This window comes from Helicobacter sp. (assembly GCF_017502485.1).
Lineage (GTDB): Bacteria > Campylobacterota > Campylobacteria > Campylobacterales > Helicobacteraceae > Helicobacter_B.
Map to the genome: position 1 here is coordinate 1 of NZ_JAFVUX010000036.1, position 18,068 is coordinate 18,068.

At 44.0% G+C, this 18,068-nt stretch carries 18 protein-coding genes and 1 pseudogene; 7 read left to right on the forward strand and 12 right to left on the reverse strand.

Annotation, left to right across the window (positions count from 1 at the left end):
* The 10 genes and pseudogenes from IKB69_RS07680 to IKB69_RS07725 form a co-directional block, all read right to left on the reverse strand.
* A pseudogene (locus IKB69_RS07680) lies at positions 1-140 on the reverse strand (glycosyltransferase); the annotation flags it as partial.
* A 50-nt stretch (positions 141-190) separates the two neighbouring features.
* Positions 191-991 carry an enoyl-ACP reductase gene (locus IKB69_RS07685; RefSeq protein WP_290948021.1) on the reverse strand — a complete coding sequence of 267 codons (801 nt, stop codon included), beginning with the start codon at positions 989-991 and terminating at the stop codon, positions 191-193.
* On the reverse strand, positions 988-1,869 hold the full coding sequence (gene dapA, locus IKB69_RS07690) for a 4-hydroxy-tetrahydrodipicolinate synthase (RefSeq protein WP_290948095.1): 882 nt from the start codon (positions 1,867-1,869) through the stop codon (positions 988-990). Before dapA ends, IKB69_RS07685 begins: the two co-directional genes overlap by 4 nt.
* A gap of 33 nt (positions 1,870-1,902) precedes the next feature.
* Positions 1,903-3,180, reverse strand: coding sequence for a pitrilysin family protein (locus tag IKB69_RS07695; RefSeq protein WP_290948023.1), 1,278 nt, complete (start codon positions 3,178-3,180; stop codon positions 1,903-1,905).
* Between the two features lie 31 nt (positions 3,181-3,211).
* On the reverse strand, positions 3,212-4,273 hold the full coding sequence (pyrD, locus tag IKB69_RS07700) for a dihydroorotate dehydrogenase (quinone) (protein ID WP_290948025.1): 1,062 nt from the start codon (positions 4,271-4,273) through the stop codon (positions 3,212-3,214).
* A 12-nt stretch (positions 4,274-4,285) separates the two neighbouring features.
* Entirely contained in the window at positions 4,286-4,813 is a 528-nt protein-coding gene (locus IKB69_RS07705; RefSeq protein WP_290948028.1) for a gamma carbonic anhydrase family protein, read from the reverse strand.
* Complete coding sequence (locus tag IKB69_RS07710) at positions 4,813-6,897, reverse strand: RNA degradosome polyphosphate kinase (RefSeq protein WP_290948030.1); 2,085 nt, start codon at positions 6,895-6,897, stop codon at positions 4,813-4,815. The genes IKB69_RS07705 and IKB69_RS07710 overlap by 1 nt, the downstream gene beginning before the upstream one ends.
* Positions 6,898-7,035: 138 nt before the next feature.
* A complete protein-coding gene (locus IKB69_RS07715) occupies positions 7,036-7,755 on the reverse strand; it encodes a hypothetical protein (RefSeq protein WP_290948032.1) in 720 nt (239 codons plus the stop codon).
* A gap of 17 nt (positions 7,756-7,772) precedes the next feature.
* Positions 7,773-9,251 (reverse strand): hypothetical protein, encoded by a 1,479-nt coding sequence (locus IKB69_RS07720; protein WP_290948034.1) that lies wholly within the window; start codon positions 9,249-9,251, stop codon positions 7,773-7,775.
* Positions 9,248-9,898 (reverse strand): 3-methyladenine DNA glycosylase, encoded by a 651-nt coding sequence (locus tag IKB69_RS07725; RefSeq protein ID WP_363240420.1) that lies wholly within the window; start codon positions 9,896-9,898, stop codon positions 9,248-9,250. The genes IKB69_RS07720 and IKB69_RS07725 overlap by 4 nt, the downstream gene beginning before the upstream one ends.
* Before the next feature lie 94 nt (positions 9,899-9,992).
* Here IKB69_RS07725 and ribD point away from each other — a divergent pair, with 94 nt between their 5' ends.
* Positions 9,993-11,147: a bifunctional diaminohydroxyphosphoribosylaminopyrimidine deaminase/5-amino-6-(5-phosphoribosylamino)uracil reductase RibD gene (gene ribD / locus IKB69_RS07730; RefSeq protein ID WP_290948038.1), complete on the forward strand. Its 1,155-nt coding sequence runs from the start codon at positions 9,993-9,995 to the stop codon at positions 11,145-11,147.
* Complete coding sequence (locus IKB69_RS07735; RefSeq protein ID WP_290948040.1) at positions 11,132-12,046, forward strand: hypothetical protein; 915 nt, start codon at positions 11,132-11,134, stop codon at positions 12,044-12,046. The genes ribD and IKB69_RS07735 overlap by 16 nt, the downstream gene beginning before the upstream one ends.
* A 19-nt stretch (positions 12,047-12,065) precedes the next feature.
* Here IKB69_RS07735 and IKB69_RS07740 read toward each other — a convergent pair whose 3' ends face one another.
* Positions 12,066-12,560 carry a hypothetical protein gene (locus IKB69_RS07740; protein WP_290948043.1) on the reverse strand — a complete coding sequence of 165 codons (495 nt, stop codon included), beginning with the start codon at positions 12,558-12,560 and terminating at the stop codon, positions 12,066-12,068.
* Positions 12,557-13,345: an SDR family NAD(P)-dependent oxidoreductase gene (locus IKB69_RS07745; RefSeq protein WP_290948045.1), complete on the reverse strand. Its 789-nt coding sequence runs from the start codon at positions 13,343-13,345 to the stop codon at positions 12,557-12,559. Before IKB69_RS07745 ends, IKB69_RS07740 begins: the two co-directional genes overlap by 4 nt.
* Positions 13,346-13,449: 104 nt before the next feature.
* Here IKB69_RS07745 and fliW point away from each other — a divergent pair, with 104 nt between their 5' ends.
* The 5 genes from fliW to argJ all read left to right on the forward strand — a co-directional run bounded on the left by fliW (position 13,450) and on the right by argJ (position 18,066).
* On the forward strand, positions 13,450-13,839 hold the full coding sequence (gene fliW / locus IKB69_RS07750) for a flagellar assembly protein FliW (protein ID WP_290948047.1): 390 nt from the start codon (positions 13,450-13,452) through the stop codon (positions 13,837-13,839).
* Between the two features lie 23 nt (positions 13,840-13,862).
* Positions 13,863-15,047 carry a UDP-N-acetylglucosamine--N-acetylmuramyl-(pentapeptide) pyrophosphoryl-undecaprenol N-acetylglucosamine transferase gene (locus IKB69_RS07755; protein WP_290948049.1) on the forward strand — a complete coding sequence of 395 codons (1,185 nt, stop codon included), beginning with the start codon at positions 13,863-13,865 and terminating at the stop codon, positions 15,045-15,047.
* 101 nt (positions 15,048-15,148) lie between these two features.
* The gene (gene argC / locus IKB69_RS07760) at positions 15,149-16,195 is read left to right on the forward strand and encodes an N-acetyl-gamma-glutamyl-phosphate reductase (protein ID WP_290948051.1); all 1,047 of its coding nucleotides are present in this window, start codon (positions 15,149-15,151) and stop codon (positions 16,193-16,195) included.
* Between the two features lie 9 nt (positions 16,196-16,204).
* Positions 16,205-16,705 carry a GNAT family N-acetyltransferase gene (locus IKB69_RS07765; RefSeq protein WP_290948053.1) on the forward strand — a complete coding sequence of 167 codons (501 nt, stop codon included), beginning with the start codon at positions 16,205-16,207 and terminating at the stop codon, positions 16,703-16,705.
* A gap of 8 nt (positions 16,706-16,713) precedes the next feature.
* Entirely contained in the window at positions 16,714-18,066 is a 1,353-nt protein-coding gene (gene argJ / locus IKB69_RS07770; RefSeq protein WP_290948055.1) for a bifunctional ornithine acetyltransferase/N-acetylglutamate synthase, read from the forward strand.
* The last annotated feature ends 2 nt before the right edge of the window (positions 18,067-18,068 follow it).

Sequence of the window (18,068 nt, forward strand, 5' to 3'; positions counted from 1 at the left end):
GATTCTATAAGGACTCTAGTCTCATCCGTGCTGCCATCATCAGCAATGATCACTTCTGCTGGGAGCGGAGAGAGATCGCGCACAGAGTCTAACACTAAAGCCAAGCGATCTGGGGAGTTGTAAGTAGTGATGACAAGAGAAGCACCTAGAGTGGTACTTGCTAGATTCTCGTTCGCCAGCATAGTTGAAATTATTTAAAAGTCGTCCCACCATCGATAACTATCGTCTGTCCAGTAAGCCAGCCACTTTGCGCAGAGTCACATAAGAAATATGCTGCACCTGCTAAATCCTCTGGCGCACCCATACGATTAAGCGGGGATTGCTCTTCAACTTTTGCTCGCACTTCCGCATAATCCGGGAAAGCGCGTAATGCGTCTGTATCAATTGGTCCTCCACTCACAGCATTGACGCGTATCCCCCACTCACCAAGCTCAGCAGCTGCGTATTTGACCATTGTTTCTACCGCATTTTTACAATTCCCATGCCCTGCATAGTTTGGCATATAGACAAGATTACCCGTAGAGCTTAGAGAGATGATAGAACCGCCGCCCACTTCTTTCATACGCTTTGCTGCCTCTTGCGCACCTACAACAAAAGCCAACACCGTGGCAGTGTAGATGTTGTTGAGTCCCCTAGGACGCAAACGCATAAAAGGTCCAAACCCACCAGCTACACTTTTGCCATAAATAATGGCATTACTTACAAAAAAATCCACACGAGAAAAATCAGCATCAATCTTGCTAAAAAGCTCACTATACTGCTCTGGTTCTAGCACATTTAGTGGGTAGTAACAAGCTTTAATACCATAGCTAGATTCCACATCTTTGGCAATTTTATCTGCTTCTTCTTCGTTTTTATTGTATGTGAAAGCTACATTAACGCCATTTTGTGCGAATTTATACAAGATCGCCTTGCCGATACCACGCGTAGCACCGCTTATGACAAGTGTTTTACCCCGCATAGATTGATTAGAGCCTTGAGCTTGTGTCATTGTTTCACCTCATAGTGTTGTAATGTCTGCTCGATGTAGCGTAGATTTTCTACGCTTGGAGCAAGCAACGGCAACCGATACTCTAGGCTTGATATAAGCCCTGATAGATACATCGCTGCTTTAATAGGGATAGGATTGCTCTCGCAAAACAAAGCGCAATTTATAGCATAAAGTTCATTATTTATAGCTTTGGATTCTTTAAAGTTTCGCTCCAAGGCTAGATGCGTGAGCGAGGAAATTTTATCTGGCAAAAGATTGCCTGTGACAGAGATCACGCCTTTTCCGCCATTAGCAAGTATAGGGTAGTTAATGGCATCTTCTCCGCTAAATATCGCAAAATCTTTGGCAAGTGTATTTAGCTCAACTATGCGCTCCATAGAGCCACTAGCTTCTTTAATGGCAATGATATTTGACACATCTTTATAGAGTCGTATCGCCGTGATTGGCTCGATATTTACCCCTGTGCGCGAGGGGACATTATAGAGCATAAGGGGGATTTCCACAGATTCTGCTACGGCTTTGTAGTGCTGATATAGTCCTTCTTGAGTGGGTTTATTGTAATAAGGACTTACACACAAAATCCCATCCGCACCACATTTTTGCGCAAAGCGTGCTAAATCTATGGCTTCGGCGGTGGCATTGCTCCCAGCTCCTGCTAGCACCTTTGTGCCACTATTTTTACAGACGCTAACAGCGATTTCTATGCACTCCATATGCTCCTTATGTGAGAGCGTAGCAGACTCTCCTGTGGTACCAACAGGCACACACGCATCCATTCCATAACGAATCTGCCGCTCAATGAGAGAGATGAAGCACTCCGTATCAATCTTGCCATTTTTAAAGGGGGTAATAAGCGCGCTCATCGCGCCACTTGGCATTTGATCTGCGTAGGACATACTCACTCCTTGTTATCATATTTCTTTTTTATCGCATAAAATAGCCACACTTAGTGTGTCATCCAAGAAATAATGTTGCGCCACACGCGTGAGATCCGCTAAAGTTAGCTTGCTAAACTCTTCTTCATAGCGCAAAAGCGGACCTAAATCTTCACGCACCAAAAATGCCCCAAACAGCCCAGCCACAGAGCTTGAATTCTCTAGTGAATTCACAAATCTTGCCTGCATATTGCGCTTGGCAGTATCTAGCTCTTTTTGCGTGATCTGTCCCTGCTTCACACGCTCCAAAATAGCCAGAATCTCCTTTTGCAAAGTTTTTGCCTGCACTTTTTCATTCCCCGCTGCCATAATCATAAACAATCCGGAGTCCTTCAGCCCCATAGCCGAAGCAGACACCTTACTAGCAAGATTGCGCTTATCTACTAGCTCACTGTCAAGTAAGGCGGATTTCCCACCACTCAACACTTCTGCAAGCGCAGAGAGCGCAACTTGATCAGTATAAGAAAAATCTGGAATCTTATAGCCCATAATGAGCCACTCAATTTTAGTACGCTTTTTGACAATCACTTCGCGGTAGCCATCTTGCTCTGGCTCTTGAATGCGGACTTTCGGGATAACCCTTGTAGCAGTGATCGCACCAAAATGTTTGCTCGCAGAAACAAAAACCCTTTGAGGATCAATATCACCTGCTACAACAACAATAGCATTATTTGGCTGGTAATAGCTATCATAAAAATCTCTAATGTCTTCAATCTTCCAATTTAAAATATCGCCCATAAATCCAATAGGTGTCCAGTGGTAAGAATGGTGCAAAAATGCGGTGTTAAAAAAGCGGAAATACAAATACCCAAGCGGAGAATTATCTGTGCGCCACCGTCTTTCTTCTGCGACTACCTGTCGCTCTGGTTGGAACTCTTCATCTTTTAGCGAGAGATTTCGCATAAGTTCGGCAAAAAGCTCTAAAGAAGTATCAATATGCTCCGCACTTGATTTGATAAAATAACGCGTGTAGTCAAAACTTGTAAGGGCATTATTCACACCTCCAAAGCCTTTAACAATTTTATCAAACTCCCCTGCTTGAAGGTTTTTAGTCGATTTGAAGCTTAAATGCTCAAGCATATGTGCTATGCCACTCTTACCTAAAGTCTCGTTCCTAGAACCTACTTTATAGAAAATATCTGTCTCAATCACACCGCTACCATTATCCAAAGGGATAACAACAATCTGCAAGCCATTATCCAAAGTTTTCTGCTCATATTTTGGCAACACGCTCTTGCCCAAGCTTACACTCATCAACACTCCTAATAACAATACAAATCGCATACTACAAATCCACGCCAATTGCCTGCGTGATGGAGTCAAACCCATCAGCTTTAAGTAGGGCAACAAGCTCTTGACTCATCTTCGCACAAAGACTTGGACCATGATAGACAAGCCCTGTATAAACCTGCACGAGTGAAGCTCCAAGCCTGATCCTGCTATATGCTTCCTCAGCATTAGCGACCCCACCTACGCTAATAAGTATCGCGTCTTTGTGGGTTTTGTGTAAAGATTTTGCCAAAGCAGCAAACATCTCCCTGCTCTTCTCACACAAAGCAGCCCCACTAATACCGCCGTGCTTAGGATTAGCGATCAATGAGATATCTGTGGTCGTATTTGTCGCGATAATCCCACTTGCACCAGAATCTAACGCCCTAGCACACACGCTTATGGCAGAATCTATATCCATATCTGGAGCAATTTTTAAAAATAGGGGCTTTTGTGTCTTTTGACGCGCTATAGTGAAAAGATATTCTACAAACTTTTCATTCTGTAAATCTCGCAAATTTGGGGTATTTGGTGAGGAAAGATTGAAAGTATAATAGTCTCCTACATCCAATACATCTTCTAGAGTTTTTTGGTAATTTAGTGTGGCGTCTTCTTCATTGATTTCTTTATTTTTACCAATATTTATGCCAATTGGAACACAAAATGGGTAGAGCTTCTTAAGCCTTGTAGCAAACGCAACACTACCTAGATTATTAAACCCCATAGCATTCTGCAAGCTTTCTTCACTCTCGTGGCGAAAAAGCCTTGGCTTTGGATTTCCACTTTGTGGGATTTTAGTAATTGTCCCAAGCTCCAAATACCCAAAACCGAGTCCCGCAAGAGGCTTCACGCACAAAGCATCTTTATCAAAACCAGCCGCCAAGCCGATAGGATTATAAAACCGCAAGCCCAAAATTTCTTGAGCAAGACTTTCATCGATATAGCCGCCAATGCGCAACAATATATCATCGCCAAACGGCAAAGCGCGTAAAGCATACAAAGACTTTTGCGAAAAGCGGTGCACATTCTCTGCATCAAATTTAAACAATAGCGGCTTTAATCGTTGATAAATTTCCATATATACTCCTTGCTACTTGACTTCATCATAATGCGAAGCAGCCAAATGTTGATAATGCAAGGCTGACGATAAGCATTGAGCTATCTCATCATCTCGCAAAGTACGGATAAAGCGCGCAGGGTTGCCTAAGATTAAGCTTCTAGAGGGAAATTTCTTTCCTTGTGTAACAACACTTCCAGCCCCCACAATACTCTGCTCGCCTATTTCTGCCATATCCATAATAATCGTACCCATACCGATAATACACTCCGCGTGGATATGGCAAGCGTGGATTATGCAATTATGCCCGATGGTAACATTTTCATCAATAATTGTGCTACCATCAAAGTCCTGTGTAGCATAGCCAATGTGGATAGTGCTATTATCTTGGATATTGCTTCCATCACCGATATAGATTCTAGCACCATCTGCGCGGATGACACTTCCATACCACACACTAGCTTTTTCGCCGATATACACTTCACCGATAATCGTAGTCTGCGGTAGGATTATGGCACTTGTAGCGATTTTTGGGGTGTGTCCATTAAAGCTAGCAATCATTATGATTCTCCTATCATTCTCTGTAATAATTTTTTAGCCTTAGCTTTAGACTCCTTTTTGTTGGAGCTGTGGATTTCATTGACATAGCATTCATAGACTATTTGTGAAGAAATTGGATTATCCTTAGGGGTTGGGATCTTGCGATACTCGCCATCGCTTAATAGCTCGTGGGCTTGTGTGTTATCGCTGAGTTGGATTGTAAGAATCTCTATGAGCCTATCGGCAATAACTTTGTTTGTCGCTGGAGTGAGTAACTCCACGCGTCTCTCAAGATTTCTAGGCATAAGATCCGCACTAGAGAAAAACACCCTTTCTTTAGCGTGAGCGAAATAGTAAATTCTAGCGTGTTCCAAATATTTGCCGATTATTGAATACACGCGGATATTTTCACTCATACCCTTAACCCCAGGACGCAAGCAACACACACCACGGACAATAAGATCAATTTGCACGCCAGCCTTTGAAGCCTCATAGAGTGCTAGTATCACATCAGTATCAACAATAGCATTTGCCTTAAGAATAATGCGCCCTTCTGCACCAAAGCTAGATTCTAGTTTGATAAGCTCTAAAAGCTTTGACTTAATCTGCGTAGGTGCTACACACAAAGTATCAAGCTCGGTTTTATGTGAGCTACCGGTGGATAGTGAGTGGAAAAGTTTAACGACATCATTACTAATTGCTTGATTGCTTGTAAAAAGGCTTATGTCTGTGTAGATTTTAGCCGAAGCGGTGTTGTAGTTCCCTGTACTTAAATGCACATATTCTGTAAGTTTATCGCCGACTTTTTTGATCACAAGTGCGACTTTAGCATGGACTTTGAGCCCGGGGACACCATAGATGACATGTGCTCCGGCAGATTCTAGCGCGCGCGCCCAATGCAGGTTGTTCTCCTCATCAAAGCGAGCCTTAAGCTCAACAAGCACGGTTACTTGCTTTTCTTCTGCTGCTTGGATAAGTGCCTTTACTATGGGAGAGTTTTTCCCCACGCGATAGAGTGTCATACGAATGGAGAGCACATCTTTATCCTTAGTAGCAGTGGTGATAAAATCTACCACCGGGTCAAAGCTCTCATAAGGATGAAATGCGATAATATCGCTAGATTCTATGGTGTCTAAAATATTACATTCAGGGTCGATAGGGGGTAGAGTCTTAGGCACAAACGGCGTAGAACCCAAATGCGCAAAATCCTTCGCCAAAACAAGCTCCCACATCGAACCAAGATTAAGCAAAATCGAGTAAGAATACACATCTTCAGGCACGACTTCTACTTGCTTTTGAACAAACTCTTTAAGCTCTGATTTGCCATCTCCTATCTCTAGGCGAGTGATCTCTCCCCTTCTCCTAGCGCGCAAGCCCTCACTCATTAACTGCATAAAGTCATCTGCTTCATCTTCTTCTATCTCAAAATCCGCATTACGCGTAACGCGAAATGGCACATAATGCTCCAAACTATATCCTAAGAAAAGCTCCGCTGCAAACTCCCCTACAATCGTCTCTACCGGCACAAACACGCCCTTATCAATGGCAACAAATCGCTTCAGTACCCGCGGAATCCGCACGATACCAAACTTCATCTCCTTTGTCTCATTGTGGCGAAGCTCAATAGCTATACCAAAGCTTAAGTTATTTAAATGTGGAAAAGGGTGAGTAGAATCCACTACAATTGGCACAATCACTGGATACAAATAACGCAAGAAATACTCCCTTAGCTGTGCCTTTTGCGCTTTGTTTAGCTCGCTAAATACCTTAACCTTTAAACCCTCTTTATCTAGCCCTGCTTGTATCTCACTAAAAAGCTCTTGCACTTGGGATTTCTCTGTGTGCAAATACTCGCGGATATGAGCAAGCTGCTGCGCAGAAGTGAGCTTATCAGCACCAATTTCACTAATCCCACTTGCATAAAGCTTTTTAAGCCCAGCTACACGGATCATATAAAACTCATCTAAATTGGTACCATAAATAGCCAAAAACTTTAGTCGATCAAGCAAAGGGGTTTTCGTGCTTCTAGCCTCATTGAGCACACGCGTATTAAACCGCAACCATGAGAGCTCTCTATTGAAAAACATTGTATCAACTATCTCCATAACTCCTCCTTCCTTGTAGCTTTATCCTTAGGGTATGTGGCTATTGTATCTTAAAATCCCCAAATAAACCTAGCTAGAATCTACGCTTAGATTCTAGTAACAACCCCTAGTAACAACCCCATCAGCCAACGCTAGAATCTAAATAGAAAAATCATACATACACAAGCTTACAACAAACGAATATCCGCTAAACACAGGATCACCATAATTGCGCGCATCAACTCCACGCAAAATAACAAGCGGATAGGAGTAACTACCCTCAAGCTTTAGTCCAAAACCTCTTACAAGATTGACAAAAATACCAGCATTAAAACTTGCACCGTGGATATTGTATTGCTTAATATCATTGGGGAATTTTATATGCTGCATACCCCAGCTAATCCCTACACTTGGAATCACATACCGCGCCACAAGATAGGAAGTACGCACACCAAAACTAAGTGAATAATCTTGCGCAGCCACGCCATTGATATAGCCCCCTAGCATAAAGTTATGCCAATGCACCCCACGCTCCAGTCCGAAAAATACCCCGTGCGCTATTTGACTAAAATCTCTATCCACACGCGAATTTGACACCCCATCAATCAAGCTTACTTGCTGGGCTTTGATATGGCTTTGTGAATACCCTATGGAAAAAGACCCATACGATCGCTTGCTAACTGCTATAGGCTGATAGAGAGAAAACTTCTTTGCGCTACTAACACTAGAATCTAAAGTAGGCTCAATAGAGCCAAGCGCACTTTGACTAGACTCATCTTGTAAAGTAGGCTGCGTAGAAAAACCGGACTTAGGAAAAGCTTGCGCGCTAGATTCTAGACATAATAGCAACACCGCACATATAAGAGAGAGTACTTTCATCAACCTTCCTAACATGATCAGTCTAATGTTTTAAGAATCCTGCACAACACCATAACAAACTCTTCAAAGCTCCCAATATCAAGACGCTCTTGTGTAGAGTGCGGAGAGAGAATCGTAGGACCTATACTTGCCATAAGCACAGGCTCTAAGCCCATTTGCGCAAACCGCTTCTGCAAGATCCCACATTCAAGTCCCGCGTGGATCTCACTAATCTCTGTGTGTCGCCATTCAAATGCTCGAATAATATGCTGTAAAATTGGATGATTATCTGCAAGCTGTCTTTGCCACGGCGCATAAAAGCCACTTATTGTAGCAGGTTTTTGACAAAATCGCCCAGAAATCTCAAGGATAGAAGCGCAGATAGATTCTAGGAGATCATCTTTGTTCGCACGCGCTTTTAGACTGAAGTCTATATGTTGCTTGTGCGTGCGTGCTTGTGCGATATTAAGCGAGCTTAGGACAATATGCTTATCTCGCTCCCATATACCTTGCCTAAGCTCACCCACAAAGCGTGCTAGAGCTGAAAGCTCATAGCCTAGCACCTGGGCTTTGGCATTAGAGTTTCCTGTGATCCTTACTACAAAGCCCTCATACTCGCTAACATACACACGCCACACCACATTGGAATCTAAACTAGATTCTCTCTCAATGCGATAAATAGTGGGACCTATATGTGCCATAGATTCAAGCATGTGCATACACTGTATGAAGTCACGCGCAGTTTCTCGCGTGCTAAAAGCTACTTGAGCTCTAAGTCCCACAGCTATGGAGTTTGACTTCTCTCCAGCTAGTAAATTTGTGAGTATTAGCCCACTTTCTTTACTTACATACTCACTAATCAGGCTAAATACTGCAAAAAACTCCACCAAGCTTGATTTGATATTTTTATGTATATCTACACCACTATGCCCACCACTAAAGCCAAAACTCTCAATACAAATACTACCCCACACAATATGGGGCATAGCAACAACAGAACAAAGCGCGTCAAACCCCCCGGCGCATCCTACAATCACTTCGCCAAACACTTCGCTATCAAGATTGAGTAAAAATGGTGCTTGTATAGGCATAGCAAGCGCGTTTGCTCCGCAAAGCCCCACCTCTTCATCATTAGTAAAAAGTACTTCAAAATTACTAAACCCACGCTCCATACACCACAAAATAGCCGCAATTGCCGCGCCATTATCCGCCCCAAGTGAAGAGTCTTTAGCGCGCAAGAATTGTCCATCCTGCACAAGCTCTAATGCCCTATCTTCCCCAGCAGCCCCCACACCTACCATATCATAGTGCGCTTGCAAACACACTTTAGGACGCGCTTGCAAGGTAGAATCTAGCGCGAAGCTAGACTTGATCGCATAAATATTGCCTGCTTCATCTACTTTACTCCTAAAGCCTAGCCGCTCACATTCCGCACATAAAAACTCACGCATAACCTGCGTATGGTAAGAGCGATGGGGGATACTACAAAGCTTATAGAAATACTCTAGTGCGCTCATGGCTTCTCCATGAGTACTTGTATTGGTAACTTTTGCTTGCTAAACTCAACAATTTTGCCGTGATACCTAGCATAAATCTGCGCAAGTGGCATTGTGGGATAGAGATTTTCAAGCTCCCTAGAAGGCATAGCCATAAACCACCTTTGCACATCTTCATAGCTCTCCATCTCCCAACCAAAAGCAGCCAGTAGCCTAACACTATAACTATCCACCACCATAATCTCCCTACCACACGCATAATTTAGTATAGAATCTGCACTTTCAAAGCCTATCCCCTTGCGTGCCAAGAGCCACTCTCTGCTAACTCCTTGTTGAAAACTTGCGAAGTCGCCAAAGTCTTCTATAATCGCTTGTGCTAGTGCAATGATTCTTGCACTTTTTTGCCGATAAAGCCCGCTTGGAGCAATGTAATGCTCAATAGAATCTACTTTTGCAAGATGATGCAAGCTTGCATTATCATCTGCTAGCAAAACCCCAGCATTTTTCAAATTTGTCAAAGAGAGCTTGACTTTTTCCCACTTGGTATTTTGCGTAAGGATCGCCCCTATAACAACCTCAAAGCCCAAAGCCCCATCCCACCACCAATCACCCAAACCATCGAGCAAATGCAAATCTTTAAGCCGAGCAAGTAGTTCTATACTATTTATATCCACGCTTAGCAACCTTAGTAGTTTTGGGCATTGTAGCAGAAATTTAAGCCCCAAAAGTGTAGAATATTGCATTTACAGGGCGGAGAAATGCGTGCAAATCGATGAAATCTTGCTTGAGCGATGCTTAGATAAAGCGTGGGAGTATCAAACACTAACCCTGCCAAACCCTGCCGTCGCTGCTATGGTTTATGATGAAAGTGGAGAAATCTTAAGCCTAGAGTCTCACCAGAAAGCTGGATTACCTCACGCTGAAGTTTTAGCAGTTTTTTGGGCTTATGCTAGGATATATGCACAAAAGAATCAAATAAAGCTAGATTCTAGTCGCGTGATTTTGCTCCAAGCACTCGCTCCGCTATGGCAAAGCTTCCAAGCAAGCCATCAAGAATTTGCACACCTAGCCCTAGAAGACCTGCCCTTCCACTCTCAAGCAATCCACGCTTTCATTAGCACCCACCACAACGGATTCTTCCAAGATAAGGTACTCCTGCTTACCCTAGAGCCCTGCAATCACTTTGGCAAAACCCCTCCTTGTGCGCAGCTTATCGCACAAATCTGCCCCAAAAAGGTATGCATACTTGCGCGTGATATGTGGGGAGAGAGTTCCAATGGTAGCAAGCTACTACAACAAGCAGGCATAGCAGTAGAATTTATCGCAAATAAGTCTCTGCAAAAACGCGCGCAAGATCTGCTCTATCCATTCCTACACTTGAGAGAATACGGGCAATTTGTCGTATTTAAGCTCGCCTCTAGGCTTGATGGTAGCTATAAAAATGGACAAATTTCTGGAGATTTATCACGAATTTTTACGCACAATCAGCGCACTATAGCCCAAAGTATCATCATCTCTGGAGCAACCGCACGCAGCGATAGACCAAGGCTTGACACCCGCTATGCTATCTCTCCATACGCCAATGTGCGCGTGCCAGATGTGGGCATTTTTACGCACAAGGATATTGATACAAGTATCCCATTTTTTCATATAGGTTCTAGGTCAGTGCGCACTTATGATGATACAACCCTACAAGATCTACCTAAAGGCTTCCATATTATAGAGGGAAGCTTGCAGCTCTTTACCCATATCTGCTCTTTACTCAGAACCCCCCCACTCTTGCTTTTGCATCTCTCTACAACCACCAAGACCCAACAATCACCCCACTCGCTAACCCAAGGCTTGAGTAATATGTCCTTTAGGATTCTCCATACAACCAAGCTTGATAAAGATCTGCTTTTATGGCTAAAGCTCTAAGATTCTACCAGCTAGCCGATGGCTATGCCTATAATAGCGATAGCTTATTGCTACTTGATTTTGCTGCACAATTTTGCAAAAACACGCCAAAAAATATCCTAGATATGGGGGCTGGGTGTGGGATTTTAGGCATTATGTGTGCGCACTATTTCCGTGCCCAAGTAGTTGCCATAGAATGCCAGCCCAAAGTCGCCCTGCTTGCTGCTATCAATGCCAAAACCGCCCCATTTAACATCTCCACAAATAGCGAGCTAAGCAAGCCTAAAGGCTACTGCCAAGTACTCTGTGCAGACTTTTTAGATAAAGCCACACCACGGCACGCATTAAACCTACTTGAGACAATGCCTAGCCAAGAGAATCTAGCCCAAGCCCATAGAATCCACCCACACACGCCAAAGCCAAAATCTAGCCCAAAGTTTGACCTACTGCTATCAAACCCTCCTTTTTACCACGATGGTACGCTTAAGTCTACCAACGAGTTTCTACGCCAAGCGCGCTATGAGAGCCAGCTCCCCTTGCAAGCGTGGATACACCAGAGTAAAAAACTCTTAACCCCTCGTGGTGCGCTAGTGTTTTGCTTCCAAGCAAGTGAGATAGCACGCGTGCTAGAAGCCCTAAAGCAAGAAAGCTTTACTTGTGAAACCCTGCGCCTAGTCTATCCGCTACAATCCAAGCACGCAAAGCTCGCGCTTATTTACGCACGGCTAGATTCTAAAGCAAAGCTCTGTATAGAACCACCTCTTTTCACACATAATTCCAGCATGCAAACTGACTTCACGCAAGAAGTCACCCAAATCTATGCTACCTATCGCACACATAGTATCAAAGTCTATGCGCAAGACATAGTGGATTTTAGCCTTATAGATAAATGTAGAGACATTTTGACATTTGCCACCTAGAGCCACACCCTAACTCATATCAATCAGCTTCTCTTAGGCTTGCGTTGGTTTTTTCCTGTGCTTCTAGGAGTCGCTTGGCTTCGCTATTAAGCATAAACTCTTCGTCATAAGCTTTTTGGATCACAGAGCGCACGATTTGCAACTTTGAAGCATTGGCTTCATCGGGTAGCATATCAAGCACAATCCCATAAAGCTGGATATTATGTATGATTTCTTCAAACATCTTATTTCGTGCTTTTATATAAAGCTCTTCATCAGCCATATAGCGTGCGATTTCTAGCTGCGCACGCTCAAAGATAATATGCGCCATAGTATTAAGTCGCACACGCTCTTGGATAATCTCGCGTGCCCTTTCTAGCTGCTGCTCTAGGGTGCTGCGCCCCATATACACTAGCACGCTTACAATCAAAATAAGCGCATCAATATCTGCTCCAAGTGATCGCGTCTTCCAGCGGATAATAATAGTCTCTACAAACGAAAACTTCCTATACTCTACCCCGGCTTTCACACTCATATCTCGATCCTTTTATGCACATTAAGCGCGGCTGGGGCTTGGGTAGTTGGCATCATCTCTAAACGATTGATATTGATATGCTCTGGCAAATACGCCACAAAGCACACCGCTTGAGCCACATCTTCTGGACTAAGGGGCGTAGTACCCTGATAGACAGAATCCGCGCGCGCCTTATCGCCTTTAAAACGCACAAGGGAAAACTCACTCCCACCGGCTAATCCGGGCTCAATATCGCTTACACGGATATTTTTGTCATACAAATCCGCGCGTAAATTTAGACTAAATTGCTTCACAAATGCCTTGCTTGCGCCATAAACACTGCTACCCGGATATGGATAGCTCCCAGCAATTGAACCCATATTGATGATATGCCCCTTTCCGCGTGCGACCATAGCGGGCAAGACTCTATGCGTAAGCCGCACCAATGCCACAACATTAACATCAATCATCTGCTCCCAATCTTCTATCTTACACGCATTTGCAGATTCTAGTCCAAGAGCTAGCCCAGCATTATTTACAAGCACATCAATTCCGCTAAGCTCACTTTCGCCATCACCCCCTAGCCCAAAGCTCTTAAGCGCGCTAGCGATCCCCTTACTCAAAGCACAAATATCCACAACATCACAAGCGACAATCGCGCAAGATTCTGCCCCAAGCTCTCGCTGTAGGTCTAATAGCTCCTGCTCTCTGCGCGCAGTAGCGATGACCTTTGCCCCCCTAGCTCCAAAGGTGCGCGCACACGCCCTACCAAATCCAGATGATGCCCCAGTAATTACCACGACCATAGCAACTCCTTAAGCGACATTTGCTTGCAATAGGTGATTATTATAGGTGCTTTTGGCATAGCTTTTGCTTAATGCTTAGCCACTATCACACTTAAGGAGTTGCTATGACATATCAAATAAAAGCCCCTATTTTGGGATTTGAGCATATTACAAGTGTGGAGCTTACAAGGCTGGATGAGTATTTTGCCAAAATCGCAAGTGATGACAAAAGTCTTGAAATGATGCTGGTTAATCCCTACTCTTTGCGTGAGTATAGCTTCACAATCCCACGCTATATAGAAATGCTCCTAGGGCTTGATAGGGACTCTAGCGTGCTGGTATATTGCATTGTCATATTACAAAGAAATTTAGAAGAATCGATGGTGAATTTCCTAGCACCGCTCATTTTTAATACCAAAGACAAAGTCGCTGGGCAAGTCGCACTCTCTATGATGGACTATCCAGATTTTGGCTTCAAAGATACGCTAAAATCCTTTCTCCAAAAAGGTGCTTAAAGCGTGTATAAGAGATTTTTATAATGATTGTTATCACAGGTGGTGGCACAGGCGGACATCTAGCTATAGCTAGGGCATTGGCACAAGAGCTACACAAACGCAAGATCCCAGCCATTTATATCGGCTCGCTCTATGGGCAAGATCAGATGTGGTTTGGGCAAAGGCTAGAATCTAACGAGCTAGATTCTAGCTCGACTGGCAAAAGCGGAGAACTTTTCCAAGAATGCTACTTTCTAAATACTTCTGGAGTAGTGAATAAAAAAGGCTTCAAGAAGCTCGCTAGCATTTATGCCCAGCTACGAGCAGTGTGGGGCGTGCGCAAAATCTTTGCCAAGCATGGAGTGCAAGCAGTCATTAGTGTGGGAGGCTTTAGCGCAGGACCTGCGAGCCTAGCAGCCATTATGCTTAAAAAGCCTCTCTTTATCCACGAGCAAAATGCCATCCAAGGTAGGCTAAACTCCTTGCTAGCTCCCTTTGCCAAGGCAGTGTTTAACTCATTCCATCCGCCATTCCCACCCTATCCCATCAAACAAGAAGCCCTACAAAGACGCAGAATCCGCACAAAGTTTCAAAGCATTATCTTTATCGGTGGCTCACAAGGCGCAAAAGCAATCAATGATCTAGCACTACAAGTTGCGCCAAAACTACTAGCAAGGGGGATACACATTATCCACCAATGTGGAGAGAGAGATTTGGATCGAGTTAGACAAGTCTATATGGAGCTAGATTCTAGCTTGTTAGATGCTAGGGAGAGTGTCTCACTAGCATCTAGTAGTGTGCAATACCCTAGCACCACACCTAGACTCACACTTTTTGGCTTTGACAAAGACCTAATAAAGCATTTAGCCAAAGCGGATATTTGCATAGCGCGCGCTGGAGCTTCAAGTATTTGGGAGAATGTTGCTCTATCTTTGCCTACCATCTATATCCCCTACCCCTACGCTGCCAACAATCACCAATACCACAACGCTAGCTATTTCACACGCCAAGGACTTGGACTAATGATCACTGAGCAAGAGTTGCATAAGCTAGAGGCTAACCCAAAAGAGTCTCTAGAATCTACGCTAGATTTAGCGAAGTTTTTTGCATTACTTTCCCAACTAGAAAGCAATCTTACAGAAATTTCTACCGCCCTAAGCCAAGTAATCACCACAAATGGTGCAGAGTCTATCACCACAGACATTATGCAAGCCTTAGCGCGCAAGTAAACATATAAGGGCGTGCGACTTAAGCGGGCGTTGTAGAAAAATTTGCTATAACTACCCGAAAGCAAGGCTGGTGGCTATGGGATATTCTTAAAGAAAGGTGAGTGATGATAAAAGTAGGGATTTTAGGATCAAGTGGCTATACAGCAAATGAACTTGTGCGCATACTGCTAGGGCATAAAGAAGTAGAAATTGTTTGGCTAGGCTCACAAAGCCAAATCGATAAGCCCTACCACCAAAGCTACCAAAACTTCTTCCAAATCTTTCCACTCTCTTGTGTCGATACAAGTGAGCTAGAATCTATGTGTAAGCAAATTGACGTGCTGTTTTGTGCTACACCACATAACTTTTGTGCCAATATCCTTACTCCAAAAATCCTAGAATCCACAAAAGTCATCGATCTAAGCGCAGATTTCCGCCTGCGTGATGTGGAGATTTTCGTTGCACATTACCACACCAAGCACGCCAATCCAACTCTCCTAGCACAAAGTGTCTATGGACTTTGCGAGCTCTATAGAGTGCAGGTCAAATCTGCACGCCTTGTGGCAAACCCGGGCTGTTACCCTACTTGTAGCATTCTCTCACTCGCCCCTTTGCTTTTCCATAAGCTTATCGCCCTAGATAGCATCATCATCGATGCAAAGTCGGGTACTTCAGGGGCGGGGCGTGGGGCTACTTTGGATAGTTTGTTTTGCGAAGTGAATGAAAACTTCAAGGCATATAGCATCACCACTCATCGCCACACTCCAGAGATAGAGCAGGCTTTAAGCGAGATTGCCAAGGAGCCAATTGCCCTAAGCTTCACACCCCACCTTGTGCCGATGAGTCGTGGAATACTCGCTACAAGCTATGCGCGCCTACTTGTTAATATAGATTCTAGTGAGCTACACCAAATCTATAAAGACTTTTATAAAGACGAATATTTCGTGCGCGTGTTAGATCACGGACTTAGTGCGCAGACAAGGTGGGTTAAGGGGAGCAATTTTATCGACATAGCTCCCTATATCGACACGCGCACCAAGTCTGTCATCATTACCGCTTGCATTGATAATCTCATCAAAGGTGCAAGCGGACAGGCTGTGCAAAATATGAACATTATGTGTGGGCTTAGAGAATCTAGCGCGCTTGAGTGTACGCCGATGTTCCCATAAGGTAGTTAGATGAGTATCCCAGCAAATCTCCTTATCCGTCCTATGCATATTGATGACTATGAGCAAGTTGCCACGCTGTGGCAGCATATTGATGGATTCTATATCCGTAGCATTGATGACTCTAAAGATGGTATTGCGCGCTTTCTTACGCGTAATCCCAACACCAGTGTAGTTGCCGTGCTAAGAGATTATGAGTCTAACACGGAGCGTGTAATTGGTAGCATTTTATGCGGACACGATGGGCGATATGGCAGTCTCTACCATGTATGCGTGCATAAAGACTTCCGCCAAATGGGCATAGGCTCGCAAATGGTAGAAGCCACTCTAAACGCGCTTAAAAAAGAGCAAATCTCTAGCATTTCTCTCATCGCCTTTAGTGAAAACACCATCGGTAATGCCTTTTGGAAAAAGCAAGGCTGGGATAGCAAGCCAAATGTTAATCGCTATGAATTTAGCCTGAATCCAGCCAACATCTCTCGCAAAATCCAAGATCCTAACCCCAAATCATAGGAGTCCAAATGCCAAAATCTCTCAAAACACCCACACAAAAACTACTAAAAGCCACCGCTAAAGCTACCCTAGCTAAAGCCACAGCAAAGCCACAAGAGCCAAATAGCGCCACAAGAACTAAGCTAGAATCTATAAAGATCCTAAAAAGTGGGCTAAATGCTGTACCAAGCTTCCAATATAGTGGTGTGCAGGCGCAGATCAAATACAAAAAGCGCACCGATATGAGCCTGATTTTTAGCCCCTATCCTTGCGTGGGAGCGGGAGTTTTCACGACTAATAAGGTGCGTGCTGCGTGCGTCGAGTATGATGAAACCGTATTGAAATCCAAGCAACCTATCCACGCTATCATCGCGAACGCCGGTAATGCCAATGCCTGCACAGGCGCGCAAGGTGAAAGGGCGTGTAAAGAGAGTGCGATCGTTGCTGGGACGATACTAGGGGTAGAATCTAGCAGCGTGCTACTCGCTTCCACAGGCGTTATAGGCGTGCAACTACCACTTGATAGAATCAAAAAGGGTATAAACCTCCTAGCTCAAAGCAAATCTAGCAGCAGAGTAAGTGCCAAAGCCGCAGCACAGGGGATTATGACAACAGACTTATTTGCAAAAGAAGCGGCAGTAGAGTTTATCTCCTCTAATGGTAAGCGCGTGCGACTAGCTGGGATCGCTAAGGGTAGCGGTATGATCCATCCAAATATGGCGACAATGCTATGTTTTATCATCACAGATTGCGCCATTAGCCAAAAGCTCTTGCAAAAAGCATTACAAAAAGATGTCAAAGACTCTTTTAATATGATTAGTATTGATGGCGATACTTCCACGAATGATATGACTCTAGTGCTTGCTAATGCAAGGGCACGAAATACGCCCATTATTTCACAAAACGATAGCGATTACACACTTTTTACTAAAGCTCTCTCTCTGCTCACCGCAACGCTTGCGCGTAAAATCGCACGCGATGGTGAGGGCGCGACAAAACTCCTTGTCTCCCACTGCCTTAATGCCAAAAGTAAAAAAGATGCGCGTAAAATCGCAAAATCTGTGATCGCATCAAGCCTTGTAAAGGCCGCGATGTTTGGTAATGACGCAAATTGGGGGCGGATTTTATGCGCGGTGGGGTATAGTGGGGGAGACTTTGACCCCAAAGTTGTTGATGTAAAGCTGGCAAGCAATGCTGGGGAGATAGAGATTATGCGTAGTGGTAATGCCCAAATTATTGATGAGAAGTTTGCCAAAAAACTCTTACAAAAAGATGAGATACACATATTTATCGACTGTAAAAGTGGTAAAAAAAGCGCGCAAGCATATGGCTGTGATCTAAGCTATGACTATGTAAGAATCAATGCTGATTATCGCTCATAGCT

Bases quoted from the DNA above. Each gene is read 5' to 3' on its own strand.
- IKB69_RS07685 (WP_290948021.1), bottom strand. From the start codon at position 991: ATGACACAAGCTCAAGGCTCTAATCAATCTATGCGGGGTAAAACACTT.
- dapA (WP_290948095.1), bottom strand. From the start codon at position 1,869: ATGCCAAGTGGCGCGATGAGCGCGCTTATTACCCCCTTTAAAAATGGC.
- IKB69_RS07695 (WP_290948023.1), bottom strand. From the start codon at position 3,180: ATGAGTGTAAGCTTGGGCAAGAGCGTGTTGCCAAAATATGAGCAGAAA.
- pyrD (WP_290948025.1), bottom strand. From the start codon at position 4,273: ATGGAAATTTATCAACGATTAAAGCCGCTATTGTTTAAATTTGATGCA.
- IKB69_RS07705 (WP_290948028.1), bottom strand. From the start codon at position 4,813: ATGATTGCTAGCTTTAATGGACACACCCCAAAAATCGCTACAAGTGCC.
- IKB69_RS07710 (WP_290948030.1), bottom strand. From the start codon at position 6,897: ATGGAGATAGTTGATACAATGTTTTTCAATAGAGAGCTCTCATGGTTG.
- IKB69_RS07715 (WP_290948032.1), bottom strand. From the start codon at position 7,755: ATGAAAGTACTCTCTCTTATATGTGCGGTGTTGCTATTATGTCTAGAA.
- IKB69_RS07720 (WP_290948034.1), bottom strand. From the start codon at position 9,251: ATGAGCGCACTAGAGTATTTCTATAAGCTTTGTAGTATCCCCCATCGC.
- IKB69_RS07735 (WP_290948040.1), top strand. From the start codon at position 11,132: ATGGCTAAAGCTCTAAGATTCTACCAGCTAGCCGATGGCTATGCCTAT.
- IKB69_RS07740 (WP_290948043.1), bottom strand. From the start codon at position 12,560: ATGAGTGTGAAAGCCGGGGTAGAGTATAGGAAGTTTTCGTTTGTAGAG.
- IKB69_RS07745 (WP_290948045.1), bottom strand. From the start codon at position 13,345: ATGGTCGTGGTAATTACTGGGGCATCATCTGGATTTGGTAGGGCGTGT.
- fliW (WP_290948047.1), top strand. From the start codon at position 13,450: ATGACATATCAAATAAAAGCCCCTATTTTGGGATTTGAGCATATTACA.
- IKB69_RS07755 (WP_290948049.1), top strand. From the start codon at position 13,863: ATGATTGTTATCACAGGTGGTGGCACAGGCGGACATCTAGCTATAGCT.
- IKB69_RS07765 (WP_290948053.1), top strand. From the start codon at position 16,205: ATGAGTATCCCAGCAAATCTCCTTATCCGTCCTATGCATATTGATGAC.
- argJ (WP_290948055.1), top strand. From the start codon at position 16,714: ATGCCAAAATCTCTCAAAACACCCACACAAAAACTACTAAAAGCCACC.